Raw genomic sequence first — 26,032 nt, 5'->3', positions numbered from 1 at the left:
TCAAAACTTGGACTGCGAAGAAGTTAACTCAAAGAAATATTAAATGTTTTAAGATGATCTATACTCAGAGGTTATCTAAGCTTAGATGGGGTAGTGACAGCTTCGCTGGTACTACCCCAAGATCAGGAGGTAATGATGGCGAATTTAATATAGATGTCGTTGGAGAACCATCAACCAAGTTTTTTATCATTTTTAAAATTTCTTCCCTAGGATTTAATTGAAAATTCTTATCAAATTCTGCTCTTTCTTCCTGTTTCATATCTCTAATTCTAAATTCAAGCCAATTAATTATCATTGTGGCCTCTTTTACTTGAACAATATTCATACCTTTTTTTTCCCCTGGTTTAGGAATCGGTTCACTTCCTAGGTTTACAGAATTTGATGCTATCATGGGTAAAATCCCACCCCAGATGTTTGGATTAACATCATAACTTTTCATGATCTTCTCCTTTAGGGCCTGATCCAAGTCTAGATTAGCGAGATATTCTTGTAATCTTTTTATTTTTGCAGATTTTTCCCCCTCTACTGGCAACCCAAAGAATTCTAGTGTTACATCAATCCCTTTTGTGACTTTTCCTCCGGCGCCTGTTTTTGTATCTTCAGTCCCTACCCCCATTCCTGTAGCAAAAGTCGGTTGATCTTCGGGTTCCTTAAAAAGAGGTTCAGGTTCATCAACTAAACTTGATCCGTGTCCTATAACACGGTCAAGGAACATCAATAGAGTTACAAAAGACCTTGGATTTCTCAAGGTTTCTGCTCCTCCTATTGCTCCAAGAAAATTAGCTATTGCAGGTTCCAAATGAATTTCCGACGGATTTTCGGAAAGTAAGACATCTCTCATTAAAGCCGCCACACGCGGCTCACCTCCAAGTTTTCGATAAACTGTACCGAATTTATGATATTCTACGGGAGTCAGCGTTGTATATTTGCGAGTAATTTCAGATAGAACAGGTTCCTTCATCTCTGGGTATGATGGACCTGTATGCGCTACACTTCCGAAAGTTGTCGTTTGCAATTTCTTGTCAAAAAGACCTACATAATAATTCTCTCCCAAAGTCAATTTTTGTTTGCCTATTTCTACAGTATCTGTTCCAGATACTCCAGATGCCTGAAGAAAACTCTTCATAAACTGAAGCGAATGTGATACTTGTGCAACACTATCCAACATACTTACTAAATCTAGCCCAGAAATTTTAACTCCTCTGTATTCAAATTCAGTTCTTAGTTTAAATCCTTGAATAATATTAGATGAATTTGCAAGCTTTACTAAGGAAGAACTATACAACTTTTTAGGCAACAGATTATCATATTTTTGCTGATTCGCGGCCTCCAATCCCATCACATCTGCTTCTCTCTCCAATTCCTCGTCATCATTTACCGCTACATCCTTTAACTGAATCATTGGTCTTACTCTACCCCGCGCCTGCTGAACCACATGCCACGCCTCATGAGGCAAATGCCTCTCCTGCCGCGGTGCTATGTGAATATTCGTACCCTGCGTATATGCTAACGCCCCAACTTCAGCAGGTTTTGATGAATTATAATGCACCCTCACATCGCTAATATCAATTCCAGATAAGCTCTCCACACCAGCTTTGAGGTTATCTGGCATTCCGGTATTATTTTCCTTCTTTGTCTGAAGTGGTTCTTCTTCCTCTGGGATTTCTTGACGTTGGACGGTTCTCATCATTTTTCCTTGAACGTGTTCATCTTCTCCTGGAATTTCTTGCCTTTGCATGCATGAAAAGCATGTTTCCTCCTGAGGTTTACCTTTAAACATACCTTGAACAGGTTCCTCTTCCTCTGGAATCTCTTGGCGTTGAACAGTTTCTGTCATCTTGCCCTGCAATGGTTCTTCTTCCTCAGGGACTTCCTGTCTTTGCACGCACGAATGACATGTTTCTTCTTCCAGCTTTTGCCGCTGAATCGGTACCTTTTGAATCGTTGAAGGATTTCTAATCTCTGAAAGCAACCTCCCAACTGCCCTGTTTCCAATGGTTCGCTGGAGCTGTAAAACATCTGCTGAAGTTAGAGATTTTGGGTCTATTCTGGCACGCTGGATGATAGCTGTAGGATTTGATACAAAGGACTGGTTAGAGGGGATTATTCTTCTTTGAGAAGGAGGCTGTGTTCCTTTGGATTGCTTAATTTGCTGGTGTTCTGGCATGATAGACTCTCCATGGAATGAAGCTGCGAGCTGAAAAAATTAAAAATTTAAGAATAGATTTTCATTACAGTACAAGAATTTGCATGCTCGTTTGGCATTTTAGCTTTAAGAAAGAGGATTGTAAGAATTTCGAAATAAGCCGATAAAGATTTAGTTGACTTTGCAGGTATCCTTCCCAGGCTATGCTTTTTCTTCTATAGTATAAGTGGAGAATACAGAATAAGACTACACAGTTGAAGCATTTTTTTAAAGTTGTGTAAATAGGACTTATACACCCGCCGGTTTAGTAGTATATGTCTTCAGTAAATTTATAAACCATTCAGTAGCGTATCCTGACAGAAAACATATTAATATGACTGCAGCTGGAGGGGGGCTAACGGACAGTTCATTAATTAGGCCACTGGAAAATCCCGAAAATGCTGAAATATTCGCACTTGTATTAGTCGTAATATAACCTAATGTCATGCTAATTAATCCTGCTTTGAGCAAAAGAAACGATATGAAGCCAAAAACAAAGCTAATAAAAGGTAAGACTACATACCAAAATCTTTTATATTCAGTTATTATGTCGTCATCTTTGATATCATTTACAATTCCAATAAGGATTTGAACAGAAGTTCCAATTACAGCTATGCAAGAAGCCCAGAGAGGAACATCTAAAATACTATAAGAACCATTGTATATTATTAGGCTAAATGAGATAATCATTGATATAATTGCATATCCAATCGGGAAAATACCCCATAATAAAGCAAAATATCTAACTTTCTCCTTCCAGTCCAAGTTATTAATCAATTCATAGATATCTTTTTTCAAGGAAATTATTTTCTTTTCTGCATCATAATATTTTCCATCTTTATAATCATCATATACTTTCTTTAGATTATCTGTTATCGTCGTTATATCAATTTCTTTGCTTATTTTCAGTAACATAAAAAGCTGATATTCAAATAATTTTATTTGTGTAGAAAAGTCTGCATCTGTCCATAATAATGGCTTTTCAGTTCCTGGAGCAGGAGTTTCATTTTCATTCATTGTGATCACAACCACACATTTATAAATTAAAAAAAATTGGAGTCAATTCAGAATTAAGTAATCTTTATTTGTATATGGCACAGAGACAACATGCCTAAAAGTGCTAATTCTTATTCTAAATCCTCAATATTCAAATAGGAAAATCAGTGTACATAGTATTCGAAGCTGTGTAAAAATTCGTTACCCGATGATAAATGAGATAATTTAGCATTTTTGATTGAAATGTTGGAGTATTAGAAGACGTCTTCAATGAAACTATTATTCGAAATCTTCCCTAATTCTTGAGGAGTTGTTTAATTTTTACAACAAGTTTTAAGATATAGTTATTCTGCATCTATCACTAGTTACTTCAACAGTAAACGTTCGTATAAATCAGTTATATCTAATCCAAATTATCCAATCATTAAGGGTTGATGCAGTACTATCTCATGAAAAACTAATAATAGAATAAAAAATTAGATATTTGTTCACCATGTTAATGGGTTCAACTTCACCTGACAGAATCCCTAAAATGCCCGAAAGCAACTCCAAAAGGGTATTTTCCTACACTTACTGTGGCTGTAACAGGATAGATATCTGTGTCAATTATATATACAGAGTTTCTTTCTGGGCTTGTCGCATATACCCTTGTTCCATCCGGGGAGACTGCAATTTTATCAGGCGCATCTAAAGTCACCCTGCGTACATTATAGTTGTTTAAAGTGTCAATTATAGAGACAGAATCACTTTTAGAGTTTGTCGTAAATACCTCCGTTCCTGCTGGATTTACTGCAATTCCAAAAGAATTACCTCCTACCCCAACGTTGCTTATAGCAGTTTTTGGAATATTAATCACAGATGTGGTGTTACTGCCTGAATTAGCCACGTATATCTGTTTTCCATCCGGTGTGACTGCAACTCCCTCAGGAGCGTTTCCGACATTCATTGTAGCTATGACAGTGTTGCTTGCTATGTCAATCACAGAGACCGTGTCGTCGTCAGAGTTCGTCACATATACCTTTGTTCCAGCCGAGTTAACTGCAACTCCTGAGAGACCCTTTCCTACAGGTATGGTAGCTGTAACAGTTTTTTCGGTCGTGTCAATTACTGAAACACTGTCACTGCCATAGTTTGTTATATATGCATGGGTTGGCAGTACATTGATCCTAAACTCCTTTGAAGCTGAAGTATAATTTAAAGCATCATCAGGAGTGAAATCAGCGTGCAATGTGCGTGTACCTGCACTCAGTACAGTCCCTTCTTTTGGAGTGTATACAAAAGTTCCAGATGCCTAAGTAGATGCATCTAACTGAATACGATCCAATTTCGCTCCATAAGTTATGTCAGTAGGGTTGTTCCAGCTAATTACAGGAGTAGCTTTATTGATCTTGATTGTAACATTCCTTGATGGTGGAGTATAGAAAAAGGTACCAACAACTGAAGCTTTTGCATTTAACTGAGTGCTGTTCAATCCCGTGCCGTAGGTTATATTAGCGGGAGAACTCCAGCTAATTAAAGGAATAGATTTCGTGATATTTATTGTGAAAAGCTTAGAATTGTGCCATTTTCATTGGCTGCTGTCAGGGAAACGGTGTAGTTTCCTGCCGTATTGTAGATATGAACCGGATTCTGCTCGCTTGAATTATCTCTATCTTCAAAGTTTTAGTTTAAAGAAGTTGCATTTTCTGAACTATCGGTAAACTGCACAGAGAGAGGAGCAGAACCCTCACTGACATTGGTACTGAAGTTTGCTACAGGAAGTACTTCTTCTGGTTTTTTGAAACAATTATTGTGGTAGATTTTGAAGCTGTGTCATTTGCACTACTACAGTCTGCAAAACAGTATAGTTTCCTGCTAAAGAATAAGTGTACTCTGGGTTCTGCTCGCTTGAGCTAATTCCGTCTCCAAAGTCCCAGTTCCACTCAGTTGCATTTTCAGAGAGGTCTGCAAAATGGACTGAAAGCGGAGCATAGCCCTCACTGACATTGCTGCTGAAGTTTGCAATAGGAGGTACGACTGGTTGTAAAACCTTTATTTTAGTGCTTTTTGAATCTGTGCCATTTTCATTTGATGCTTTAAGTTTTACAGTGTAGTCTCCTGCCGCATAGTAAGTATGAACGGGATTTCTCTCGGAAGAATAGCCCCCATCTCCAAAGCTCCAGTTCCACCCTGTTGCATTTTCCGAAAGGTCTGTAAACTGTACGTACGGACAGGGGAACATAACCACTCTCTGTGGCGTTACTGGTGAAGTTTGCACTGGGTGCAGGGTATATAATTGGAATGACGACAGATGCGGTCAATACTGTTGCACTGGCTGCAACCGCGACAATTGATTTAGAAGCTGGCAAGATCAGGGTATTTATCGGGTTATTGAAATAACTTGTAGTCTCATAAATTGACTCTAATTTCCCTACCAGGGATTCTGTTCCCTTTGATGATGGGAGATCACACACCGATTTTATGTGTTTTCCAGTGCTTTTTTGAAAAAAGAACTCTTATTGAAATATTGAACAATCTGATATTTTTTACTCTTGGCTTCGAGTAACTTCTTTTGTCTTTCTAGAGGCTTTTTATCATCTTCTTAGTCGATTCTTTGACTACGTTACTGACAAAAACCTGAATGAAAACCCTTACAAAAGCCTTTACATTCTGCTTAATGTCTTTCATGATCAACCTTCTTATTGCCGATTTTACTATCAATCTCTTTGTAGATCCTCATCTTGCATGTTTCCAGATTTTCATCCAGATCTCTGTTGAACTCATCCTGCAGGCTGTCGAAAAAAAATCCTGAATATCACATCTGCAGGGAGATTTCTTTTCACATTTCCACAGGCACTGCCGATGTACTCTTTGATCTTTTCAATAGACGCATCAACACGATTTTTTAATTTGGAAGCAGAAGTTTCCTCCAGCTCTAAATCAGCGTTCCTTATTTCCTCGACCTCTTTGCTACATGCCCCTCCATTTTCTGCTTAAAAGAAGAACTAACTCTTTCCCAGTATTCATTACTGACGGTTCGCTTGATCGTGAAGCGTATAGTCTCGTCTGAAGCCGTATTAAAAGCGCTTTTCAGGATATATTCCATGCCTTTAACATCTCATTGTTATTAAAGCCCGAAACCCTGCACCCCCTGATGCCAGCTACGAATTCCTGCTTAATACCTTCTATAACCCTTTCATCGAAACCCTCATCGATGCCTTCTCGAATTTCTTTAGCCATCGTTTCGTAACTGCTGTAGTAATCGTTTAAAGAAACCTCTATTTCCATCAAATTATAACCCCACATTAGAAAATTACAATTAACTAAATGAAGTGATTGGGTCATGTAAATGAGTTACTGATTGATACTGAAAACCGAACGCAATTAACAGATAAAACTAGACAATCTATTCTTAGTAACTCAATATTATAACCATGAAAAGCACAATTGAAAATAGTAAGGGCACTGTTTTTTCTTGACTTATATGCTTTCCACGTTATAATGTCTAAAATTAGTTTTTCTGTGCCCCGGGTTGTTTTTCACGGTTGTGAGCTGAAATAGAGTAAAAAAGGGTGAATAATTATAGTTGTGGTATACAGAAAATACACAAAATAATTAAACTTTAAAAACTTATTACATGAGGGTACGGATTCAAAAGTATACTTGAAAGTATACTTTCAAGTATACTTATAGTACGTAGACTATTGTTACTTAAGAAGTGAGCAATCTGAAGGGATCTTATTAGAGAGCCTCGATTTCCGGTTCTATTTTTCGACCTGCATGTATTTCCGGGTTTTGACCTACTTGTTCTGGAATTCCTCCTGCACTGCTTTCAGCTGCATTCAGTTCCTCAAGCACCTGGATAGCCCCGCTTATGCGCAGCAGAGTATCTCTAAGGTTTGCCTGCTTCATCTCAAGGTCAGCCAGCATTTTCTGGCCGGCTTCAAATTCGGTTTTCAGTTTTCTAATACGTTGTTCTAATTGTTGTTTCATATTAAATCCCTCTTAAAAATATTATTTACTCACTGATCGCTCCTTTAACTGGAGTTTTTTCTGGTTCTACATTGAGTGTATCTACATCGGCTCTTATCGCTTTTACTTCCCAATAAAACTTTTGATGCTTAGGTCTGCCTTTTTCAGACATATCTTTTTTGTCTATTATTCTAACACTGAATTTACCATCTTTGACCTCGGAGGCAGCCAGCATAAAGACTTCATCTTTATCGTCTTCAAATTTAGGTGTTAATAAAACAGTTCTATTTTCCTTTCGTGTTAAAGTTTCAAAATAATCAGGGAGCGTAACTGTTGCTTCATCATTGGAAAGCTTTGCTTCTCCACGATAGAATACTGCAACTTCAGGCCCTTCCAGTGTGGAATGAACTAAATTATGAGTTTCTGGTTTTCGGGGATGATTTATTGAAAAATTCTTTTGTGTTGCATTAAAAGTCCCTTTCACTTCTAACTTGGCTGATGGAGTTGTCGTTCCGATACCGACATTGCCATCGGAATTCCAATAAAGGACTACTTTTTGTGCTCCTTCATGGTTTGTGCCTAAAGCGCCGCCCATATTACCAAATACAGCGGGACCATCCAGATTTGTGTCTGCAAAAGGCTTACCTGGACCATACCATCCGATTCCATGATTACCGTCTTTCCCTCCCCTTAGCCGGAGGTCATAATCGTTAATACTTATACTACCTTGAACATGTAATTTAGCATTGGGATCAGTTGTCCCGATGCCGACATTTCCAGTATTGGCCTGTAAAACCATTTTTGGTTTAAGACCATCAGTTTTACTGCCGTATTCCCAAAAAGTCAAACTATTTCCGGGTACACCATGACCACCTCCAACAGGTGCAGTATAAATTTTCCAATTATGAATTTTACCTTCTTGTTCTCGAGATTCAAGAGAAAATCCTGTTAAACCTTGTGTGTTATCATCAGAAGGAAAAATACGCGTTTTTACGAATGCTCCGTCTCCTTCTATATGTAATTTATCAGTGGGATCCATCGTTCCGATGCCGATATTACCTTGATCGTGGATTGTCATCAGAACTCCGTCTGTTCCTGTAAGTGCGTTTCCACCAGAAATAGAGCGACCAAAATGAAGTTTCCATCCTGTACCGTCTCCAAAGCGAACAAAGCCTACATTCGGTGAAATATCACCTTTATCGACTCTGAACATTGGGCCGCCTATATCCATAGTTCCAGTGTCAATGTTGCCGTCTACGTGTAGAGATCCCAACTCGCTAGCTTTGGCCTTAATAGTCCCGCTCACATCTAACTTGGCTGATGGATCCATCGTTCCGATACCGACATTGCCTTGATCGTGAATTGTCATCAGAACTCCGTTTGTTCCTGTAATTGCGCTTCCTCCAGATATGGAGCGACCAAAATGCAACTTCCATCCAGTACCGTCTCCAAAGCGCACATAGCCCATATTCGGTGAACCATCACTTTTATCTATTCTGAACATTGGATCGCCAATATTTATAGTGCCTACTGGATTTGTCGTTCCAATGCCGATATTGCCGGTTATGAACAGATCAGCTTTGCCATTAATATTCCCATTCACTTCTAATTTGGCTAATGGGCTTGTTGTTCCAATGCCGACGTTGCCTGCGCTGTAAGAAATCCCGCCTGAGACGTCAGTCCATTGACTAGCTTTGATGTCAGTTAATTCTGAACCGTCTCCTACAAACTTGATAGCTTTGACTGTCCCATTAACTTCCAATTTTTCGGATGGATCTGTCGTCCCAATACCTACATTGCCATCGTTAGTAATTCGAAGTCTTTCAATCAACTTGTTTTTGTCTTTTCCTGGTTCTTTGGTCAAAAATACCAAATGGGATGACCAATCTTCATCAATTGCTCTCAAAGAGGATGTAGGAGCATCACTTCCTCCATAAGTCTGAAAATCAAGACTCACGGAAGTATCGCCACCTCGTTTAGAATTTTGTAACATCAGGCAGTGGACATCATTGTCATTAGATTTCGAGATATGAAGTTGTCTCTGGGGATTTGTAGTCCCGATGCCAACTTTGCCGTTTACAATTGTCAGAGTATCTTCATTCTCTACTCCAAGCATTAATCGATTTTTTCCTCCTTCTGCACGAATACGTACATCTCCGGCTTGCTCTCCGGACTTAACAACGCCAACTTTTAACCTATGCCTTTCATCCCCTATTTTCAGATCACCTTCTGAATGGGTTAAATCCCCATTTCCACCGAATAAATGGAGTTGAGCATCCGGAGTCATCGTTATCCCAATGCCGACATTGCCGCTAAATATTGTATCATCTGCATTTGCTCTCAACACTGGAACATTACCACCTGCATTTCCAGAAAGAACAAGCTCAGATGCACTGTCATGACTGCCCTTAGAATTATGCGCTTCAAGATAAATCGAATTATCATCTTTACTGTGGTTGGTTATAACCAGTTGACCTCCACCATTTTTCTCCAATCCGAGTTTGATGTTGGATGCATTAACGTCCAGGTCATATTGTGGGTTATAGACCCCGATGCCTACTTTGCCAGCGCTGTAAGAAATGCCTGCTGGAACCTCAGTCCATTGCCCAGCTATACCTGTTAACCCTGATCCGTCTCCTACAAACTTGCCTGCTTTAACCGTCCCATTTACTTCCAACTTTTCGGATGGATTTATCCTCCCGATACCGACGTTTCCACCAGCTTGGATAAACAGTCTTCCATCAGCCACGCCGGTTTCAACAAAATTTAAACCACTTTTGTTACCATAATTCTGATTAATATGCCACTTTGTTCTTCCTTCAGAGTCTTCGAAACCTATTAACTCTCCGTTCGCACCTTTTTCTCGAACCACTAGAGGTTTTTTTGGAGTTGTAGTTCCTATGCCGACATTCCCACCAGCTTGGATAAACAATCTTCCATCAGCCACGCCGGTTTCGCCAAAATTTAAACCGCTTTTGTTATCATAATTCTGGTTAATATGCCACTTCATTCTTTTTGTTGCATCGTCTACAAAACCTATCAATTCTCCGTTCAGACCCTTTGATTGAACAACTAGGGGTTTTTCTGAAGGCGTGGTTCCTATGCCTACGTTGCCACTGATGACTGTGTTGTCCGCTCTTGCATCCAACCAGGGAACACTTTTACCATCAATACCCGAAAGTATAAGCGCAGAGGCGCTTCCACCACAACCCTGTGAATTAAATGCCTCAAGATAAATTGAATTATCATCTTTATTGTTAGTAATAATTAGTTGTCCTCCTCCGTTTTTCTCAAGTCCCAATTTGATCTTGGAGGCGTTGACATCTAACGAATATTTTGGAGTAGCTGTTCCAATGCCAACTTTATCCATAAAGATTGTATCGTTTGCTTTAACTATCAGCTTTGGAACATTTTCAGCCCAACCTCCCGAAAGAATCAACTCGGAGGCACTGCCATCACCCTTACTACTAAATGCCTCAAGATATACCGAATTGTCATTTGGATTATTTGTAATAACAAGTTGACCTCCCCCGCTGTTTTCCAATCCCAGCTTGATGCTGGATGCCTTGACGTCCAGATCATGTTTCGGTTCGCGGGTTCCAATACCGACTTTTTTATTTATGTCTCTTAGTGCAGGACCTATTTCTTTTCGGTCATCTGTTTGCACATATTTTTTGGTACTTACCCAGTTCGTATCTTCTGGAACAATCACTTTCGCGAGAATTATTTCTTCCGGATTATCAGGCAATCTTTCAAATATTGCACAAATATTTGGTTTTTCAATAATGTGGATCTCCTGATCTCCCTTACTGGAATCCTTGTCCCCCAAAGACTCATTATAGGCTATGGTTACATAGTAAACTCCAGGGTCCCTTCCAGAGAAATCTAATAATTCTTCTGAAATAAGGACTATTTCTTTTCCCGAGTAAGAAAATGCAACTCCTGCGGTTACATTATAACGTTTACCTTCGTGAGGTTCTACATTCAGCCCTTCAAGAATTCCACTTACCTTGTTAAGACTATGGTTCATCAAGCGGCGCATCCGAATATAATAATTCTGGTCCATATTAAAATCGTCTTCTTTTAAAAACAAACCATTGTAGTAATGCATCCTTTTAACTTCGTCGTCAACCATAAACATCTCTCCTACAACTGTGTTCAATAAATTCTAAGACGTTTTTTAAAAATAACTTTAAATGATGATTCAGCATATCTATTTGTGACTAACTATCAGCCTACCAAAAACAGTAGTTAGTGATTATAGATACATCTGATACCTAACTGCTAGAAAAAAGGAAATAATCAAACCAACAATCAAGAAAAAAATACATGTGGAATTTGCACGTAATCTTCAGAAAAAGATTTTACACTATTTATCCTATGCTGAATAGTTTTAGCAAACGATTTTATTAAATTTTCCGCCAATAAGAGCGTTTCTACCGGTTATTGACCCTGCTTTATTGCCTATCTTTAAGGCAGATGTTATGACCCTCAAGTTATAGGTCGTATGTGCAGGCTTTTCTAGATCGAGAATATCTTTGATGTTTTTTAATACTTTGCAATATTCGCTTTCTTCTTGATATCTCTTTGGAAGAGTGATTATTACTGTGAAATCATAAGGCATTATACCTTTCCCTACCAATGAATTTACTCCGACGTGTGAACTGCCAACCTGAAAAGCAGGTGTTTCGAAAATTTCAATATTTCCACCTACATATATCCTGAGGAACTCCTCAATACCTTTTTTCGTGCCACGCATCCGGTATATAGGAATTATTCTGGCAATAATTTCTCTCTTTTTCTGAAGATCCCAGTCCTCTTGCAGAACAAGATCCACCCAGCTTGCCAGCCATGTCAAAAAGTCGTCCAGAAAATCAGTCTTTTCATTATCCCATCTTTCAAATCCAAAGTATCTTTCAATAGTTTCTAACTCCTTGTCTCCGAGAAGAGGCAAAAAATCTTCATTTTTTTTACCAAACAGAAAGGAAAAACGTGGGTGGAATAATTCGGGAATTACATCGAGTACTTCTCCAAGTCCTTTTTTCTTATCCAGATATTCGTCATCGATTCCGCTCAATATTTTTTCGAATATTTTGAGATACCTCCCTATGAAGCTGTTTTCTTCGAACTCAGTCTCATCAAATATCGCAGGAAGGAACTTCATATAACTGCTTTTGCGATTGTTTGACATTTGTCCTCCTATGTGTTTGGTTCACATTTGTCCTTCAGTGTTATGTTTAATGTTTATTAATAGCAGGAGCAAAAGTTTCTATTTTTACCTTTTAATGCTTGGGATTTTTATTTATTCTTTCATACCCCTTGGGTTTTATGTTTACAAAGGATGAAAAGTTACATTATACTCCTTGGGTTCTATGATTACAGTAGGATCAAAAAACCCTTCTGCTTCCTTAACTTCAAGCTTGTCATTACCATCAAAATTCACAGTATAGATTTTTTCTACCCCCTCAGTATTCTCTATCACCTGAGCAATTTCATATATCGTAAGCGATCTTCCGTATGGCCAACCGTTACCCTGATCTCCGCCAACAATAGGATCCAAAAAATTACAAATTTTTTCCTTTATTTTTTTCGTTACTTTGTCATTATTTAATTTGGAACTGATGTCAATTTTCATATATATTTTAACTTCTGTAAAGGCTGGTCTTTTAATATCAATAGCGGTACCTATAAGCCTTCTTGGGTCAAGGTAATCCGACACTATTTTGATGAGTCCTTCATATCCAGCGTGGTTTTCGGCTTTAAGAAGTTCATGCCAGTTATCAGGAACTACAATGATCTCAACCTTTTTTCCTTTTGCAGAAACAATAGCTCTTTTGACTTTATGAGGAGATTCATCAGTGGCTTCAATTGCAAGCATCTGAAAATCTTCTTCCGTAACTGCCCTGAAGCGTGAACCAAGGAAAGTAAAGACTGTTGACTTTATTTCTTCAATAGATATTTTCTCTCCACTTTCTACTTTTTTCAGCAAAGTTAAAATCTTTTTATAATGGCAGTCAGGATTCGTTTCTAGCAAGTTTTTTACATCTTCGAGCCCAGCGGATCCAGCGACTAATCTTAAGAAAGAGACATACATTTCCTCTGGCGTCCTATCAATCCTATAGAGCGTAGTATCCGTTATCCAGGCGAGCATTTCGAGAATGACAATACCGGGGTCAGAGGGATTATGGTTAGTCCATTTCTCAGTATATTTTGGAATGGATTCAAGCAACTCATCTGAAATATCCTTGTATTTCTTTATATAAAGGTCAGGTTGTGGGATTGACATATTTACTCTCCAGTCACGGTTATTTCGCCGGCAGAGGGCAGTGAGTATTTATCCATTGGCATGGTGTCTATTCCACATTTATTCAGGTCCCTTTTTTTGAGGCAGATTTTCGTAACGTAATCAACTCCCTCAAGTTCTTCGACCACAGCAGCTATTTCCGAGGTAAATATACTTTGTCCAAAATCCCATCCCTCTCCATGTTGACCGCCTTTCAGCGGATGCAAAAACCTCTTCACCCTCTCCCTGATTCTGTTTTCAACTATATCACTTTGAGCTGAGGAAATCCGCTTGAAAAAAATATCGACATCAACTTTCTCATAATTAGGACTCTGAACCGATATTTTATCAGAAATTGTAATCAGAGCCCTTTCTTTTAGATACTCCTCAATCAAATTAATAAAGCCAGTTTCAGGATAGGGAGTTTCTTCTTCAGATTTGGGAACGATAAGAACTTTTATGGGGTACATATTATCTTCTTTTTTATCTGCATAGCATTTAGCTTTAGCAACATACTGTGAAGCTTCATATGAAAGACATTCAAAATCTTCTATAGTAACTGCACGCCCCCCGTTTTTCAACGCACGAGGACCACGTCTGATAGCACTTTCAAGGTTTTCCTGATCTTCCCCGCCTGAAGATGGGACCTTATTTGTCACACTTTCGATATAGGGAATCGTTGTCTTTAACGATGTAAGGACTTCTGCGGCTACATCCCCTTTTTTGCCCCCACCACTTTGATACCACTTTGCGACGATATTTTTTCCCCCCCTCGGGGGTATCATTCCATGAATTCCATCTCCAAAAGTTATTACACCGTTCGCTCTGTCCAGCACGTAATGCCTGCTTAAAGAATTAGAGTTAGAAAAGTCCCCTGTTTCAGTCCACAAAACCCATATTATTTTCTTTCCTTCCTCCGTATCTATCCTTAATGTGTCCCTTCCACTTTCAACTTCAATAGTCCTCAGCTCATCCTGGGATGGAATTATAGGCTCTTTTATTTCAATAACCTGTCCTTCAAGTATGGGTTTTTTTGAGAAGGAGAGGGAAAGACCAGGTTCTCCGTTTCCGGAACCCAATACTTCATTCTCTATGGTTTCGTCGTTTGACGCCCATACAGTATTTGGAAATATGCCCTTTAATTTAGGGTAAGGACACTTCTCTAGGTCTATATCTTTAGTCTTCGTTAAGCCTCTAGCCTTAGTTTTTGTAACTTTAGCCCTGATCCAGTAAAGCTCCTTACCAAACTCAGCACTATTTTGTATATTTGAGGGGATTATGAAACTTATTATTCCTTCTCTCCTGAAAGTATCGGTCTCATCATCAACATTGAATGCCGTCCATTTTCTATCTTCTCCTGCAGGTAGGAATTCCCATATAACTTCCTGAAAAAGCTCTTCCTTTTCGAAGGACAGATTGCTTTTAACTGCAAAAAAGAAGGATAAAGGTATATTTGATAAGTTTTTATTAAAACCCAAATAAAGAGCAGGCATTATGTCATCAGTGACTTCATAAGGAGCAAACGATTCGCTTTTAATGTCTTTAAATTTAAAATTGTTGTATATTACCTTTCTACTAAAGTCTTCATCCATATAATTATATGAAATTTTTATTTTTTTAATAAAGGGTGGGTTAAAATCTGCTTTCTTATACTCAAATTCAGAAGCGATCTTATTTATCTTAAAAGCTTCTTTCATCGCTTTTTCTATCTTATCAGGAGGTACATTTTTAATATCGAGAAGATTTAAAAAAGTATTAGCCAGTGGTTCTGCTATTTTATCCTCGTTTTTTGGCTCGATGCTTTCGGCTGTCCCATAGTCTCCTTTTTCAAGCCTGACTCGTATCCATCTATTTTCCTGCTCGTTAATCTTGGTAATTGGTATTAAAGGACAAGTAAATGTTATCGAGCCAGAAGTTTCAAAATTTTTTACAGCAAGTTCAGACATTGAAATATCCAGACATTTCCAGACACTGCCACTCCAGTATTCCCATTCAAGAGTAGGGTTGTTAGGTTCTTTCTTATCTACATCTATATTGAAACTTATTTTAGCATTTTCTTTTGAAAAAACCTCTTCAGATCCTATGTAAAGAGTATCTTTAATTTTAGGTTCCTCTCCAAAAGGATAAAATCCTTTTTCAGGCTCAATGGCGATCTCATTGAAAAAAACCATTTCTGGGATAATATCATGCGCGCTAACGCTTGCACCAATTTCTGAAATTTCAGGTAGTTTGGCACTATCGTCAATCTTTGTATCTTTTTTTGGCTCTACTGCAATCTTTGCCTTTACTGCAATCCAGAAGTTGCTAATTCCATTGACTGAAGTTTTTTCCAGCGCCGGGATAGCGAGGGTTACGGAAAAATCACATCTGAGTGAGCCTGATGAAGTTTGATTAATTATTTCAAGAGGATTGTTATTGCCATCGAACCAGCAACTAAAGTATTCATTAGATAGATTTTTCCCCTTAAAATCAATTTTTACCTCGGTTTTTCTTCTGATATCTAGAAGAATATCATCCCCCAAATAGAGTATATGCTTAATTTTTTTCTCTAAGCCATCGCCCCCGAAGATGCTGAATACTTCTTTACCAGATAAAGCGTCTGGATGCTCAGTATACTCATCTTTATCGGGATTTACAGAATAGACAGCCTCCAGGCCCATATCCACGACACTTAGATCCTCTGTCGTTTCAAAGACGACCGAAGGGTCCTCAGAAGAAGCTATAGAAGTCCTAGCAGGTACATAAGCACCTGAAGAACCTTCGGAGAGATTAAAGGTCAAAGGAACTTTAGCCGGTCTTGGAGGCAGAAGCTTCAAGCCTATAAAATCAAGAAAAGCCAGTTGATATTTATCCGGGATTCTGTTTGCCTGGGTAAGCAAAAACTCTGTCGTTTCCGAAAAAAGCTTGAGTATTACCAGTGCCGGATCATTAGGGTCAAAATAATTCTTGCCTTTATCGGATAAATTTAAGTCAGGACAATATACTTTTGCAAGTTCCAGTGCTTCTTGATAAATATCTAATTGTGTTTGGTCAAAGAGGATAGGTTTTTTTGGTTCCATTTATCCCCTCTCCAGATAAAACGGATATACAAGGTTATATCGATTGTTCGTCGAAATAGTCCTGTATTCAATCTCTATGTTCAACTTACTGCCATCATTTACATCGGGAGAGGCATCAACTTTAACCAGTTCAATTCTCGGCTCCCATTCTTTAAGAGCTTCTTCAACATAAAATATTGCAAGAGAAACTGTAGACATGTCATTCTTTGCAAAAGCAAGCTCAGAAAGATCGCAACCGAATTTTGGTCTCATAAGCCTCTCTCCCTTAGCCGTGCGGAGAATCATATTAATCGATTCTTTAATCGAGTCTTCATATTCTGCCCATTTGAGCTTACCTTTCTCAGTACGTAAAGGAAAACTTACGCCTACTCCTAAAAAATCTGTGCCCATTCTATCACCCGATATTAACAGTACCTGTTGCAATTACAGTTCCTACAGGTAGGTCTGAAGGGTCATTACAGGTCATTGCTATATCCCCGTTCCTTGCTGCCATTTTTCCATTTATTTTAACTGTTGGGCTTCCAATCCTAATCGTGGCCTTATTAGAAGGTGGTTTCTGGAACTGTCCACCCTGTGGAACATGAGAAGGCGTGTTTGTTGCAGTGGAATCCACAGTTGCTGCCGGTTTTCCCATGATTTTTACGTCATTACTGAGATTCCCGTCTATATTTCCATTGAACGGGTGGGGAAGTGGGGTTGGAGTTTGCCCTGTTGGGTTAGGTATCATGACTATATGGATATCAACTCCAACAATTTTGTCTCCCTGCTTGGCTGCTGGCATTCCCATCTTTCTAACTCCTTATTGAATTATTGGTTCAGTTTATTTTAGATTCAGTAGGGTTAATTAGTTCAGAAAAGCGAAATTTTCGGCTCTATAGAAATCCTTTGATGCAATGAATCTCCATTAATTTTACTGAATGGCCGGATTCATTTTTACATAATTCTTTCACCCTCTTGAAGCTGGTTTAGATAGGTTTTCTACAGAGCCAAATTTTCACTATAGATTTGTTTGATTAAAATCTGTGGAATGAGTTTCTGTTTAATTGATGTTTACCATTGAGCCTTTAATTTTCATGGTACCTGATGCCTTAAGATCCATCCCGGCTGATGCCTTGATTTCTGCCGAACTTGTAGAGTTGATTTCAATCTCCTTTGCTTTGATGGCGATTTTCCCCTTAGTAGCAGAGAGCTCGATATCTCCTCCGCATTCAATAGAGATTTTTTTATTAGAAGAATCAATGCAAATTTTATTCTCCCCGCTCTTATCTACGACCTCAATTTTTTTCTTGGAGGAATCGATACAAATTTTATTTTCCTCGCCTTTATCTACGATCTCAATTTTCTCTTCACCTTCCGTGTCATCTATTTTTATCGTGTGCCCACTCCTTGATTTAATAATTTTTATGTTATTTTTCCCGTCAGAATTCGTTTCAGGAGGCTTGTCTTTACCGTTCCAAAGTGAACCTATAATATAAGGTCTGTTAATATCTCCATGTTCAAAGACAACCAGGACTTCATCATTCACGTCGGGTAGGATGAAAATTCCTCTCTCTTTCCCTGCCATAGGAGATGAGATTCTTACCCAGTCGGATTCGTCTTGATTACTAAGCCAGGGAAACTTTACTTTAACCCTTCCTAGTCCATCAGGATCTTTATTATTTGTAACAATTCCCACAACAACTCCATTTACTTTTGTCTCAGAACTCAGTACAATATCTAATAAACTCATACGCCTACTCTCCTCACTCTAAAAAAAACGTTATAACCCTCGTTATCTATGACATGGGTTGTCGATGTGACATAATAAATCCCGCTGAACCGCCCTATGCCTTTCAGTTCAATAGTCTTCCCGGCTCTTAACTCCGGTATTCCTGCACATTTTCCTTCTCCGGTTACGGCATCTACAAGCTGGGAATTATATTGTGCAACTGCGAGTTTTTTGGCATCCAGGGAGTTTTCTATCTTTTCGTCCAGAGCAGCCGAAGAAACGGCTGATAAACCTGACCCGAAAGCCGATTTAGTTATTTTCGCACCGGTCTCTCCAGCAGCCATATCCGATATTTCATCGTCTTCCCTAGCTATTGCCAGTATCGGCTCTTTTTTAATGAAATCCCAGCCTTTCACATGAAACTCACTACCCATGTAAAGAGTTCTCAATCTTACTGAAAACTCAGCGATGTCAACCCTATATTCAAGAGCGAGAGACGGAGAACTATTTTCCTGTGAGGGTCTGAAAAACAAGGTTTTGTTTTCTACAAAAAATTCATATCGGATGCGCTTAGCCCTCTCTAGCAGAAATTCAAAGTCGCTTTGATTGTACTGCCATATGTGTTGGTATTTTATCTTCGTATCTTCTGCACTTGAAGACAGATTCCAATCTCCTGCAACCATAGTAGCTAACTCGCTGTCCGACTTATTGGAGAATGTCCTTTGTTTTTTCCCGAAACCCAGTCTATGCAGCTGGTCATAACTGTGAATTTCAACAGTTGACTTATCTTCTCCAAAATGAGGTTCAATGGAGACAATTTCTCCTGTCATCATCAGAGTACTACTGTCCATACCCATATACAACTTCGTTTCACTCCCCAAGCAAAAATCATCCAAGTCTATAAACCTGAAGCTGCCGTCATCAAAATCGAAGCTTGAAAGTTTCATTGTGAATATACGGGAGGTATTGATCTCGTCTTCAAATGTCACGCTCTCAATGGCACCAAGTGCCTCTTCAGTAATTTCCTTACCGTTTACTACTACTTTAAAAAAAGGTATAGTAGAATTTTCTTTTTCAGATAATAAAGGTCCTTCACCTGTAGATCTCGATTTTGATCCCGTGCTTAGTTGAGGTCCCATCGCTATATACTCCTTTTTCCTGTTAGTCTTTTTAAATTTTATTTCTAAAACTATAAAAGGATGTAAATAAACATAAAAGACAAAAATCAGGTTTGTGGATTTTTGGAAAAATCAGTTTATCGTAATGGACTACCAATGCCCAGGGTATTACCCAACGTCAGGGATTATAAGGATCCTTCCCATATCCGCACTAGTAGGGAAATTGAGCGGATTATCGATATTGTTTATATTGGCAATCAAATACCATTTAGCCGGATCTTTTAATTCCTCCGCAGCGATTATATCCAGCCGATCTCCATCTTTAACGGCTCTGGCTTTTCTGCATGCTCCTACGCCGTTTAATTCCAATGCATCTTTCAGGCTCAAGACTTTCTTCAATACAACAGTTACAGATGCCCTTACTGGAATCCCAGTGGAGAGAAACATAGTAAATTTTTGTGTAACACTTTTGACAACGCCTTTAAAATTGAATTTCCCCCAGCTGAACATGCATACAGGAGGTTGTTTTCGATTTTTTCCATATACTGTTGGAATGGCAAGTTCAAGTATCCTTTTTGTACCTACAACAGTTCTACCAGTACTATCTCCTCTTTTTTTACGATCTTCTCTGACATCACCTTGCTCTTCATAAGAATCAAAGAATAGAGTAATTTTAAGATCTGAGTAATTTGTGTTAATGAACTCTATATTACTTGTTTCTCCATTCCATTTGGCGTTGATAGAATTAGAGTACTCTGTTGGGTTAAACATTACCTCTAACTCTTGCGTTTGTTTATCATTTTCGTCAAAGACATAAATTTTTGCTTTTTCGGTTGCTATCGAAGTCCTCTCCTTTCCTTTTCGATTAACAGTTTTGCTTCAAGACGTCTATAAATTTTGTCAAAAATAGTGTTAACTAAATCTGGACTTACCCTGTAGGAATTGTTTCTTTCAGGGAGAAAATGAATAGCTTTTTTTGAAGTATAATCTGGATTATCCTCAATATTTTCAGGGGTATTTTTTGAAGCATACATAACAGGTGTTCTCAGTACCAGTTCTTCCCCTCTTTCAATGATAGCTTTTCCTTTTTCGTTCCCCTCAACAGAACCTATTACAGAACCTTCATAGGAACTAGCATAATGCAAATCTAAATTTCTCAGGGAGAAAAAGGTGTTATGGGAAATGATATTTTCTTCTTTTGAATACTTATTAGCATTAAATGCGAGTTTACTGAATTTTTGCCCGCTTACTGCAATTGTCTGAGAAAACCCTATACTTTTCAGATCCTGAACCTTCTTACCTGAAACTCCATTTATTCTATTCAATATTCCAAGTTTCTTGAACAGATAAACACAATTTCGAGCATCCTGCATACCCACATGACCTCTTTTCAAAAGCAAATCCCTAGAACTTTGGGGCCAAGAAACATTATGGAAAAAGTTATTTTTTTCATTAGTCCAAAAAGAAGTAACTTCGATGCTTTCGCCTGTCTCTTCTTTCATAGAAAATTTAAAACGATTTCTTGATTCGGGATCAACATGAGTTTTATCGGTCCATTCGGAGTCCTCCCCTGCATTCAAGCTTTCAGTTTCTGTAGCCGATAAAGCCCCATATAATCCTGCAAAAACAGAACTTTGTGGCACTCTGAGGGTAAAAATTCTGGACACTCTACATGCCTGAATTGCCTTTTGTCTGGAGTATGTGCCAATTATTTTAGATATTAAGGGAACCGAAGTATCGAGAGATCTGCCCGAAAAGAGTCCTTTTAATAAGATTCTATCTTCGAGAGAAGATCTATTCGTTTTACTTTTCATAAAGTATTTAGCCACAGCAGGTGTATTCGTCCCTGAAGGCGAATATAATATATTATAGAGTTCTAAAATGTCTTTTTTGGAGAGAGCGGTGTAAATTCCCGTTCTCTGGAAGAAAAACGATAAACTGGAAAATGGCGAACCAGTTCTTTTACCTGAAAAAATTCTTTTATCCAAACGATCATGATTTAAGATGTTATAAGAATGAAATGCTTTCCCATGAATATAATTGTTCATTGGTAAGTAATGAATCATTCCCGTATTCGGGTTACCTGTCCCATTTGCATAGTATTTGAACGGATATACTTTTTCGTAAATGAATGCCGAAAAAGCAGGGTAGCTTTGTGTACTGGTTGTTGAGTAGTTCAACGCCCCTGTAATCTGAGATATACCTGTGTAAGCTGATTTGGCACAGAGTATGAGTTTTTGCAGGGAGCTAAATATATTTGTTTCCTGCAAACTACGTATTGGAGTTGCAGATCCATTGGATAAGAGATCCTGTGTCTCGCTGTATGGGAAGACTGATGTTCTGTTGAGTCCGTCACTTGCAGGAGGGTCAATTGTGTAAGTCCCAACTGCATAAGTCGGTTTATCACAGGCTAACAGAACTCTCTGAATATTCAACTCTGGAATAAATTCTCCCCGAGCGGACTTAATTACTGTTCGAAAATCAGTAGAAAAAAATCGATTTACTGGTTGATTTGTTTCCTGTCTATAAAGTTGAGGAGCTGGTACTATGTTGTATGCAAATGTAGTTAGGCAATCAAACATACGGATTATCGTACGTCCTGAATTCTTCGATTCCAGGTTACAAGAGGAGTTCAGTTTTAGAACAGATTGAAGGCTTTTAGCCTGCTTTTTAATTGAAGAGAGGAGTATCTTTTCAAAAAATCCTGTTCTCAACTCGGCGATAGCTCTTGGAAATTTCCGATAAGCATTGATGATAGATTCAGAAAAAATTCTTTCAAATCCTACATAGCCTAGGGATCTTTCGCTCTGATAATCCAGTGAAATAAGCTCATGGTTGGAGGCTCCGAGAGATAGTAATTCATTCTTGCCAATTAACAGTTGGTTTTCGATTAAGGTGAATAGTCCGGAAGTCTTTTGTATACGAAGATTATGAAAACCTGGCGCATATTCCTGCAAAAATCCTTTTCGAAAAACAAAAAAATTTTTACTGAACTTTACTGGGATCTTTTTGCCGATAATTGCTTTTTTTGCTGCAAACACTCCACCTGCTTGAAATGCCTTTCTATGTTCATCTTTAGAAAACTTGAATAGGCTTGTCTTATGCTTTTGAGTGATTTTCCATTCCAATGCATTACTTTCAGAATCAGACGAATATTTCCAATAATGGAAAAATGCATTTTTTTTCGGGAAATTTCGGATTACAAATTGAATCAAAGGAGAGATACTCAGATTCTGAATTCTTCGAGAATCAGGCAGAGTTTGGGAGTCACTTATTAGATCTGGTAAAACGGGCACTTCTGCCTTATCTGTCAAGATTTGGATGTTACTCTCAGGTTTGCATTTTTCAGCAACTACTCTCCATAACCTGTAATAAATTAGCTCCCTATGATCCTGTTTTACCACTTTTTGAATTAGGTGCTTCTTTTCCCAAATTTTCTTTTTTGATTGTTCTAAGTCAAAATATTGTCTTGCCTGAACAGTTTCAACCGTAGTTTCTCTGACCGTTGGTTTTTGTTTCAGGCGTCTGGGATTAAAGGATCTGCGTACAGACTCCAATAAAATATTAAAAGTTCTGGAACTTATAATTCCTATACCGGGTCTTAATGCTAGAATATCTCCACTGAATAAAATCTCTCGGCCTGAAAGTTCCGACTCTTTGATTTTACTTAGAGTTCCATTGTGGATTTTTGGGAAAAAATTGTGCATTGCAAGGATAGGATGGAGTGGGTAATTAGAGGAGTCTGCAGCAGGTCCGACTTTTTGGACAACAATATCACGGGCCACGGGCAGACCTGGATGTGTGAAGAATAAATCGTTCTCTTTATAAAGAAAATTCTCGTGGCTCCGAAGAATTTGAATTTTGCTTCTGGTTTTAGATATTGTGACCCTGCTGTTATTCTCAAAGAATTTAATCTTGAGAAGTTTGAGGTTTGAAATGGAATTAGCAGATAAATGGTCGTGAGATATAACTTTAGAGATAATTGACTCACGGGATGTCAGGTTAGATGGCTGAAGGTTACTGGCTGTTATTTTAGGACTGGCTAACTTGACAGGTACAAGGTTAAAGGATATGGATTCAGAGGGGATTGGTTTCGAAAATGTAAAGTTGCGAGATGAGAATTCAGGGCTGATCACCCGATATATAAGATTTTCAAGTATATCTTTTCCAGGTTCAGGATGAGGGAGTATAGTTTTTTCATGTGTATAATTAGTCGATTTTAAACCAAAAACTATGCATTTTATAAGAAAACCGGAATTTCCATAATGTTTTTCCCCGGGATAGCTTAAGAAAAACTTCTTCCAGAATAAGGTCTTGTGAATATTAAACTTAATGCGGACAGAAACATGAATCTTTCCCTGACTTGATGATTTACCATTTTGCTTAAAGAACAAGTCTGGAAAATATGATTTCCTTATCATTCTTCCGTATTTTTTCATGATTTTTTTATGAAAATTAGGGTTGTTAAAGGAAATCACATTGTTTCACCTGTCATCTATAATCTCTTATAATGTCTTAAAATTCAACCACTTCTACAACTGGAGGATAAGCAACGTTAATTTTAAACAAGAGCGCAATTCTTCTGCGATTCAGGTACATCTTTGCCAAAGGATAGCACATTATTCCACAGGACTTACTCACCTGAGGTATAAAGTAAATACAGTAAACATTATGATTTAAGTCTCAATTTGGACATATAGTGGTTTAATGTTACTGTTTTTCAGTTCAAATGTGTTGATCTTATCTCAATTGTAGAATCAAATTTAATTTTGAAACGGTCTCAAAGTTTTCATAGAGATTTACTTTGATTGGATGATTCCCTGGTGAGCCAGTTCTATGCTTTCGAAGGCTACGGTATTACTGTCAGCTTTTAGTTCAGGTGCTGTATATTTTATCGGGTAAGCTCCCTGAAAAGTCCAACGCCGTTTGTCTGTCCCAATTGAATCCATCAAAATGATTGCTACGTTTTTTCGGATAGTCTTTGTTCTCATGGCCTTGTTGCACCATTCCCACAAAAAATCAGAGTCAGCGATCCCTCTTTTCAGGACAAGGGGCTGGTATTTAACTCCCTTTGGAAAACTGTGCACATAATTGTTTACACCTCCTTCTCGATAAGTCTCGGTTTCGATTTCTACCTGAAGCCCTCTCACTTCAGAAACATTGGCAACAATAGTGTTATCGACTTCGACCCGAAACCTGAACGAAAGGTAGGGATCCTTTCGACCAACCGGATCTGATATATCTATTTGCATGAGGGACATTATCTCTTGGTCATTTGGCACTGTACATCACCTTTCTTATCCGTCTCATCCTTTCATTCAATTTGTTATAGGACTCACGCGGTTGAACTAAAAAATCAATATGCTTAACCTTCAACTATCTAAAACACACATTTGACTGCAGTGTCTAAGTACTTGATTTTGGATCTCAAGTGTGTAAGTCCTATGTTAGTTCCTAGCTTTGATCACTTTTGCCTTTTGTCTGTTCGTCAAACTTCTAGAATACTTCTCTGCTTTTCTCCGCTCAGGTTCCTGTTAATTCGGGAAATTTCTTCACACCAGCGCTGCCTCTCCCTATGTTCCATATTCATTATCTCTTCATGAGACCAGTGGAAATAGTACGCAATAAAGGCTACCTCCTCGTAAATTCTGCTAAGGGGGTAGCCACTTATTCCCCCTGAGAATATGGCTCAACCTCGAAATTGTGTTCACATTTAGGGCAGGTTGCCCTGATATTTGCGCTACCGCTGTCATTAATTCTGTTGTAAAAATCCTGGAGGTATGAAAAGTCGGAAGCAAAGAGACTTTCGATCACTTTCGTATCGATCACCGGCAAATCTCCAAGCTTTGTTATTACTCTAGAAAGCAGGATTACGGTCAGATATGGGGGGTTTGCCTGCACCCTCGGATCTTTCAGGGGCAGAATCTCATCTGCAGCGGTTGCAAGTCTCATAATTCCTTTTTTTAGGAGGTTCCCTTCGTTGTCCACATAACCTTTGGGGAGGGTAAACTCAAATTCCGTTTGAAATGTCATAGTATCGATCTCTGTATAAGAAGCTTATTTTTTAAAAAAATTAAAATAAAAGAGAAACTTCTTAGAAGAATCTCTTTTCAGGATACTCGAGTAAAGCCTTCATGGGCGATTTCGAGTGTTTCTATTCCAATATCATTGTTTTTGGCATTGAAATCCGTAGGGTCATATTTTACCGGCCATGCCTCTACAACGTTCCAGCGAGCTTTATCCTTCCCTGCTTCGTCAATCAGGATGATGGCCATGTTCTTTCTCGCATCCTGTGCTCCTGTATCTATGATCTGTTTTCTCCATTTGTAAAGGTCCATTGAATCAGTGATTCCCCACTTCAGGGTAATATTCCCATATTTGGTAAGGCCTGAAAGTTTTCTAACTGTGGGGATCTCGTTTCCTTCCCTGTATTCAATGGCTTCAGTCGATGTGTCCGCAAAGGTACATTCACTGAATCCGGCCTGTCCAACACCGTCAATCTCAACCCTGAATCTGAAAGTCCTATAAGGATCTACTCTTGGCATATTTTAATTCTCCTTTGTACAAAGTCCGATTCTGATAATACCAAAATATTGTAGGATTTACCATCTGTGCTGAAAGATTGTTGATTACGTGGTATCCTATCTGAAGTCGTGTCCGTGAATTATTGATCAGTTCCAAAAAAGCGGGTACAATCCCTGTATTTGAGGAAAATGAAGAGATCCTTGTGCT

Annotated in this window: 22 protein-coding genes and 1 pseudogene; 2 read left to right on the top strand and 21 right to left on the bottom strand. The window is 38.5% G+C overall.

The window, feature by feature from the left end:
• Nucleotides 1-64 precede the first annotated feature (64 nt).
• From ACPK8D_RS06265 to ACPK8D_RS06245, 5 genes and pseudogenes are all read right to left on the bottom strand, one after another.
• A complete protein-coding gene (locus tag ACPK8D_RS06265; protein ID WP_424716988.1) occupies nt 65-2,167 on the bottom strand; it encodes a DUF4157 domain-containing protein in 2,103 nt (700 codons plus the stop codon).
• Between the two features lie 267 nt (nt 2,168-2,434).
• Complete coding sequence (locus tag ACPK8D_RS06260; protein ID WP_424716987.1) at nt 2,435-3,202, bottom strand: hypothetical protein; 768 nt, start codon at nt 3,200-3,202, stop codon at nt 2,435-2,437.
• 490 nt (nt 3,203-3,692) lie between these two features.
• On the bottom strand, nt 3,693-4,409 hold the full coding sequence (locus ACPK8D_RS06255; RefSeq protein WP_424716986.1) for a beta-propeller fold lactonase family protein: 717 nt from the start codon (nt 4,407-4,409) through the stop codon (nt 3,693-3,695).
• 308 nt (nt 4,410-4,717) lie between these two features.
• A pseudogene (locus tag ACPK8D_RS06250) lies at nt 4,718-4,831 on the bottom strand (PKD domain-containing protein); the annotation flags it as partial.
• A gap of 136 nt (nt 4,832-4,967) precedes the next feature.
• Entirely contained in the window at nt 4,968-5,402 is a 435-nt protein-coding gene (locus ACPK8D_RS06245) for a PKD domain-containing protein (RefSeq protein WP_424716985.1), read from the bottom strand.
• 23 nt (nt 5,403-5,425) lie between these two features.
• On the opposite strand from ACPK8D_RS06245, the gene ACPK8D_RS06240 reads away from it, so the two are divergent.
• Together ACPK8D_RS06240 and ACPK8D_RS06235 are read left to right on the top strand one after the other, a co-directional pair.
• A complete protein-coding gene (locus ACPK8D_RS06240; RefSeq protein ID WP_424716984.1) occupies nt 5,426-5,560 on the top strand; it encodes a hypothetical protein in 135 nt (44 codons plus the stop codon).
• A gap of 277 nt (nt 5,561-5,837) precedes the next feature.
• Complete coding sequence (locus tag ACPK8D_RS06235; protein WP_424716983.1) at nt 5,838-5,972, top strand: hypothetical protein; 135 nt, start codon at nt 5,838-5,840, stop codon at nt 5,970-5,972.
• Nucleotides 5,973-6,250: 278 nt separating this feature from the next.
• Here ACPK8D_RS06235 and ACPK8D_RS06230 read toward each other — a convergent pair whose 3' ends face one another.
• The 16 genes from ACPK8D_RS06230 to ACPK8D_RS06155 all read right to left on the bottom strand — a co-directional run bounded on the left by ACPK8D_RS06230 (nt 6,251) and on the right by ACPK8D_RS06155 (nt 25,845).
• Nucleotides 6,251-6,448: a hypothetical protein gene (locus ACPK8D_RS06230; RefSeq protein WP_424716982.1), complete on the bottom strand. Its 198-nt coding sequence runs from the start codon at nt 6,446-6,448 to the stop codon at nt 6,251-6,253.
• A gap of 453 nt (nt 6,449-6,901) precedes the next feature.
• The gene (locus ACPK8D_RS06225; protein WP_424716981.1) at nt 6,902-7,153 is read right to left on the bottom strand and encodes a hypothetical protein; all 252 of its coding nucleotides are present in this window, start codon (nt 7,151-7,153) and stop codon (nt 6,902-6,904) included.
• Nucleotides 7,154-7,178: 25 nt separating this feature from the next.
• Nucleotides 7,179-11,267, bottom strand: a complete 4,089-nt coding sequence (locus ACPK8D_RS06220; RefSeq protein WP_424716980.1) for a hypothetical protein — start codon at nt 11,265-11,267, stop codon at nt 7,179-7,181.
• 258 nt (nt 11,268-11,525) lie between these two features.
• The gene (locus ACPK8D_RS06215; RefSeq protein ID WP_424716979.1) at nt 11,526-12,323 is read right to left on the bottom strand and encodes a phage tail protein; all 798 of its coding nucleotides are present in this window, start codon (nt 12,321-12,323) and stop codon (nt 11,526-11,528) included.
• Between the two features lie 141 nt (nt 12,324-12,464).
• Entirely contained in the window at nt 12,465-13,418 is a 954-nt protein-coding gene (locus ACPK8D_RS06210) for a hypothetical protein (RefSeq protein ID WP_424716978.1), read from the bottom strand.
• A 2-nt stretch (nt 13,419-13,420) separates the two neighbouring features.
• Nucleotides 13,421-16,474, bottom strand: a complete 3,054-nt coding sequence (locus ACPK8D_RS06205) for a putative baseplate assembly protein (RefSeq protein ID WP_424716977.1) — start codon at nt 16,472-16,474, stop codon at nt 13,421-13,423.
• Nucleotides 16,475-16,864 carry a GPW/gp25 family protein gene (locus ACPK8D_RS06200; RefSeq protein ID WP_424716976.1) on the bottom strand — a complete coding sequence of 130 codons (390 nt, stop codon included), beginning with the start codon at nt 16,862-16,864 and terminating at the stop codon, nt 16,475-16,477.
• Nucleotides 16,865-16,868: 4 nt separating this feature from the next.
• Complete coding sequence (locus ACPK8D_RS06195) at nt 16,869-17,261, bottom strand: PAAR domain-containing protein (protein WP_424716975.1); 393 nt, start codon at nt 17,259-17,261, stop codon at nt 16,869-16,871.
• Between the two features lie 252 nt (nt 17,262-17,513).
• On the bottom strand, nt 17,514-18,203 hold the full coding sequence (locus ACPK8D_RS06190; RefSeq protein WP_424716974.1) for a phage baseplate assembly protein V: 690 nt from the start codon (nt 18,201-18,203) through the stop codon (nt 17,514-17,516).
• Entirely contained in the window at nt 18,200-19,321 is a 1,122-nt protein-coding gene (locus ACPK8D_RS06185) for a phage late control D family protein (protein ID WP_424716973.1), read from the bottom strand. The genes ACPK8D_RS06190 and ACPK8D_RS06185 overlap by 4 nt, the downstream gene beginning before the upstream one ends.
• A 147-nt stretch (nt 19,322-19,468) precedes the next feature.
• Complete coding sequence (locus ACPK8D_RS06180; RefSeq protein WP_424717151.1) at nt 19,469-20,140, bottom strand: hypothetical protein; 672 nt, start codon at nt 20,138-20,140, stop codon at nt 19,469-19,471.
• Nucleotides 20,137-23,739 (bottom strand): hypothetical protein, encoded by a 3,603-nt coding sequence (locus ACPK8D_RS06175; protein ID WP_424716972.1) that lies wholly within the window; start codon nt 23,737-23,739, stop codon nt 20,137-20,139. The genes ACPK8D_RS06180 and ACPK8D_RS06175 overlap by 4 nt, the downstream gene beginning before the upstream one ends.
• Nucleotides 23,740-24,099: 360 nt before the next feature.
• Complete coding sequence (locus ACPK8D_RS06170; protein ID WP_424716971.1) at nt 24,100-24,582, bottom strand: phage tail protein; 483 nt, start codon at nt 24,580-24,582, stop codon at nt 24,100-24,102.
• Between the two features lie 206 nt (nt 24,583-24,788).
• On the bottom strand, nt 24,789-24,947 hold the full coding sequence (locus tag ACPK8D_RS06165) for a DUF6760 family protein (RefSeq protein WP_424717150.1): 159 nt from the start codon (nt 24,945-24,947) through the stop codon (nt 24,789-24,791).
• Between the two features lie 20 nt (nt 24,948-24,967).
• Nucleotides 24,968-25,333, bottom strand: coding sequence for a phage tail assembly protein (locus ACPK8D_RS06160; protein ID WP_424716970.1), 366 nt, complete (start codon nt 25,331-25,333; stop codon nt 24,968-24,970).
• Between the two features lie 77 nt (nt 25,334-25,410).
• On the bottom strand, nt 25,411-25,845 hold the full coding sequence (locus ACPK8D_RS06155) for a phage tail protein (RefSeq protein ID WP_424716969.1): 435 nt from the start codon (nt 25,843-25,845) through the stop codon (nt 25,411-25,413).
• Nucleotides 25,846-26,032: the final 187 nt, after the last annotated feature.

The sequence above is a fragment of the Methanosarcina sp. genome, from assembly GCF_049706645.1.
Taxonomy (GTDB): Archaea; Halobacteriota; Methanosarcinia; order Methanosarcinales; family Methanosarcinaceae; genus Methanosarcina.
Note: the sequence above shows the minus strand (reverse complement) of the source record. Positions and strands in the feature narration are given on the sequence as shown.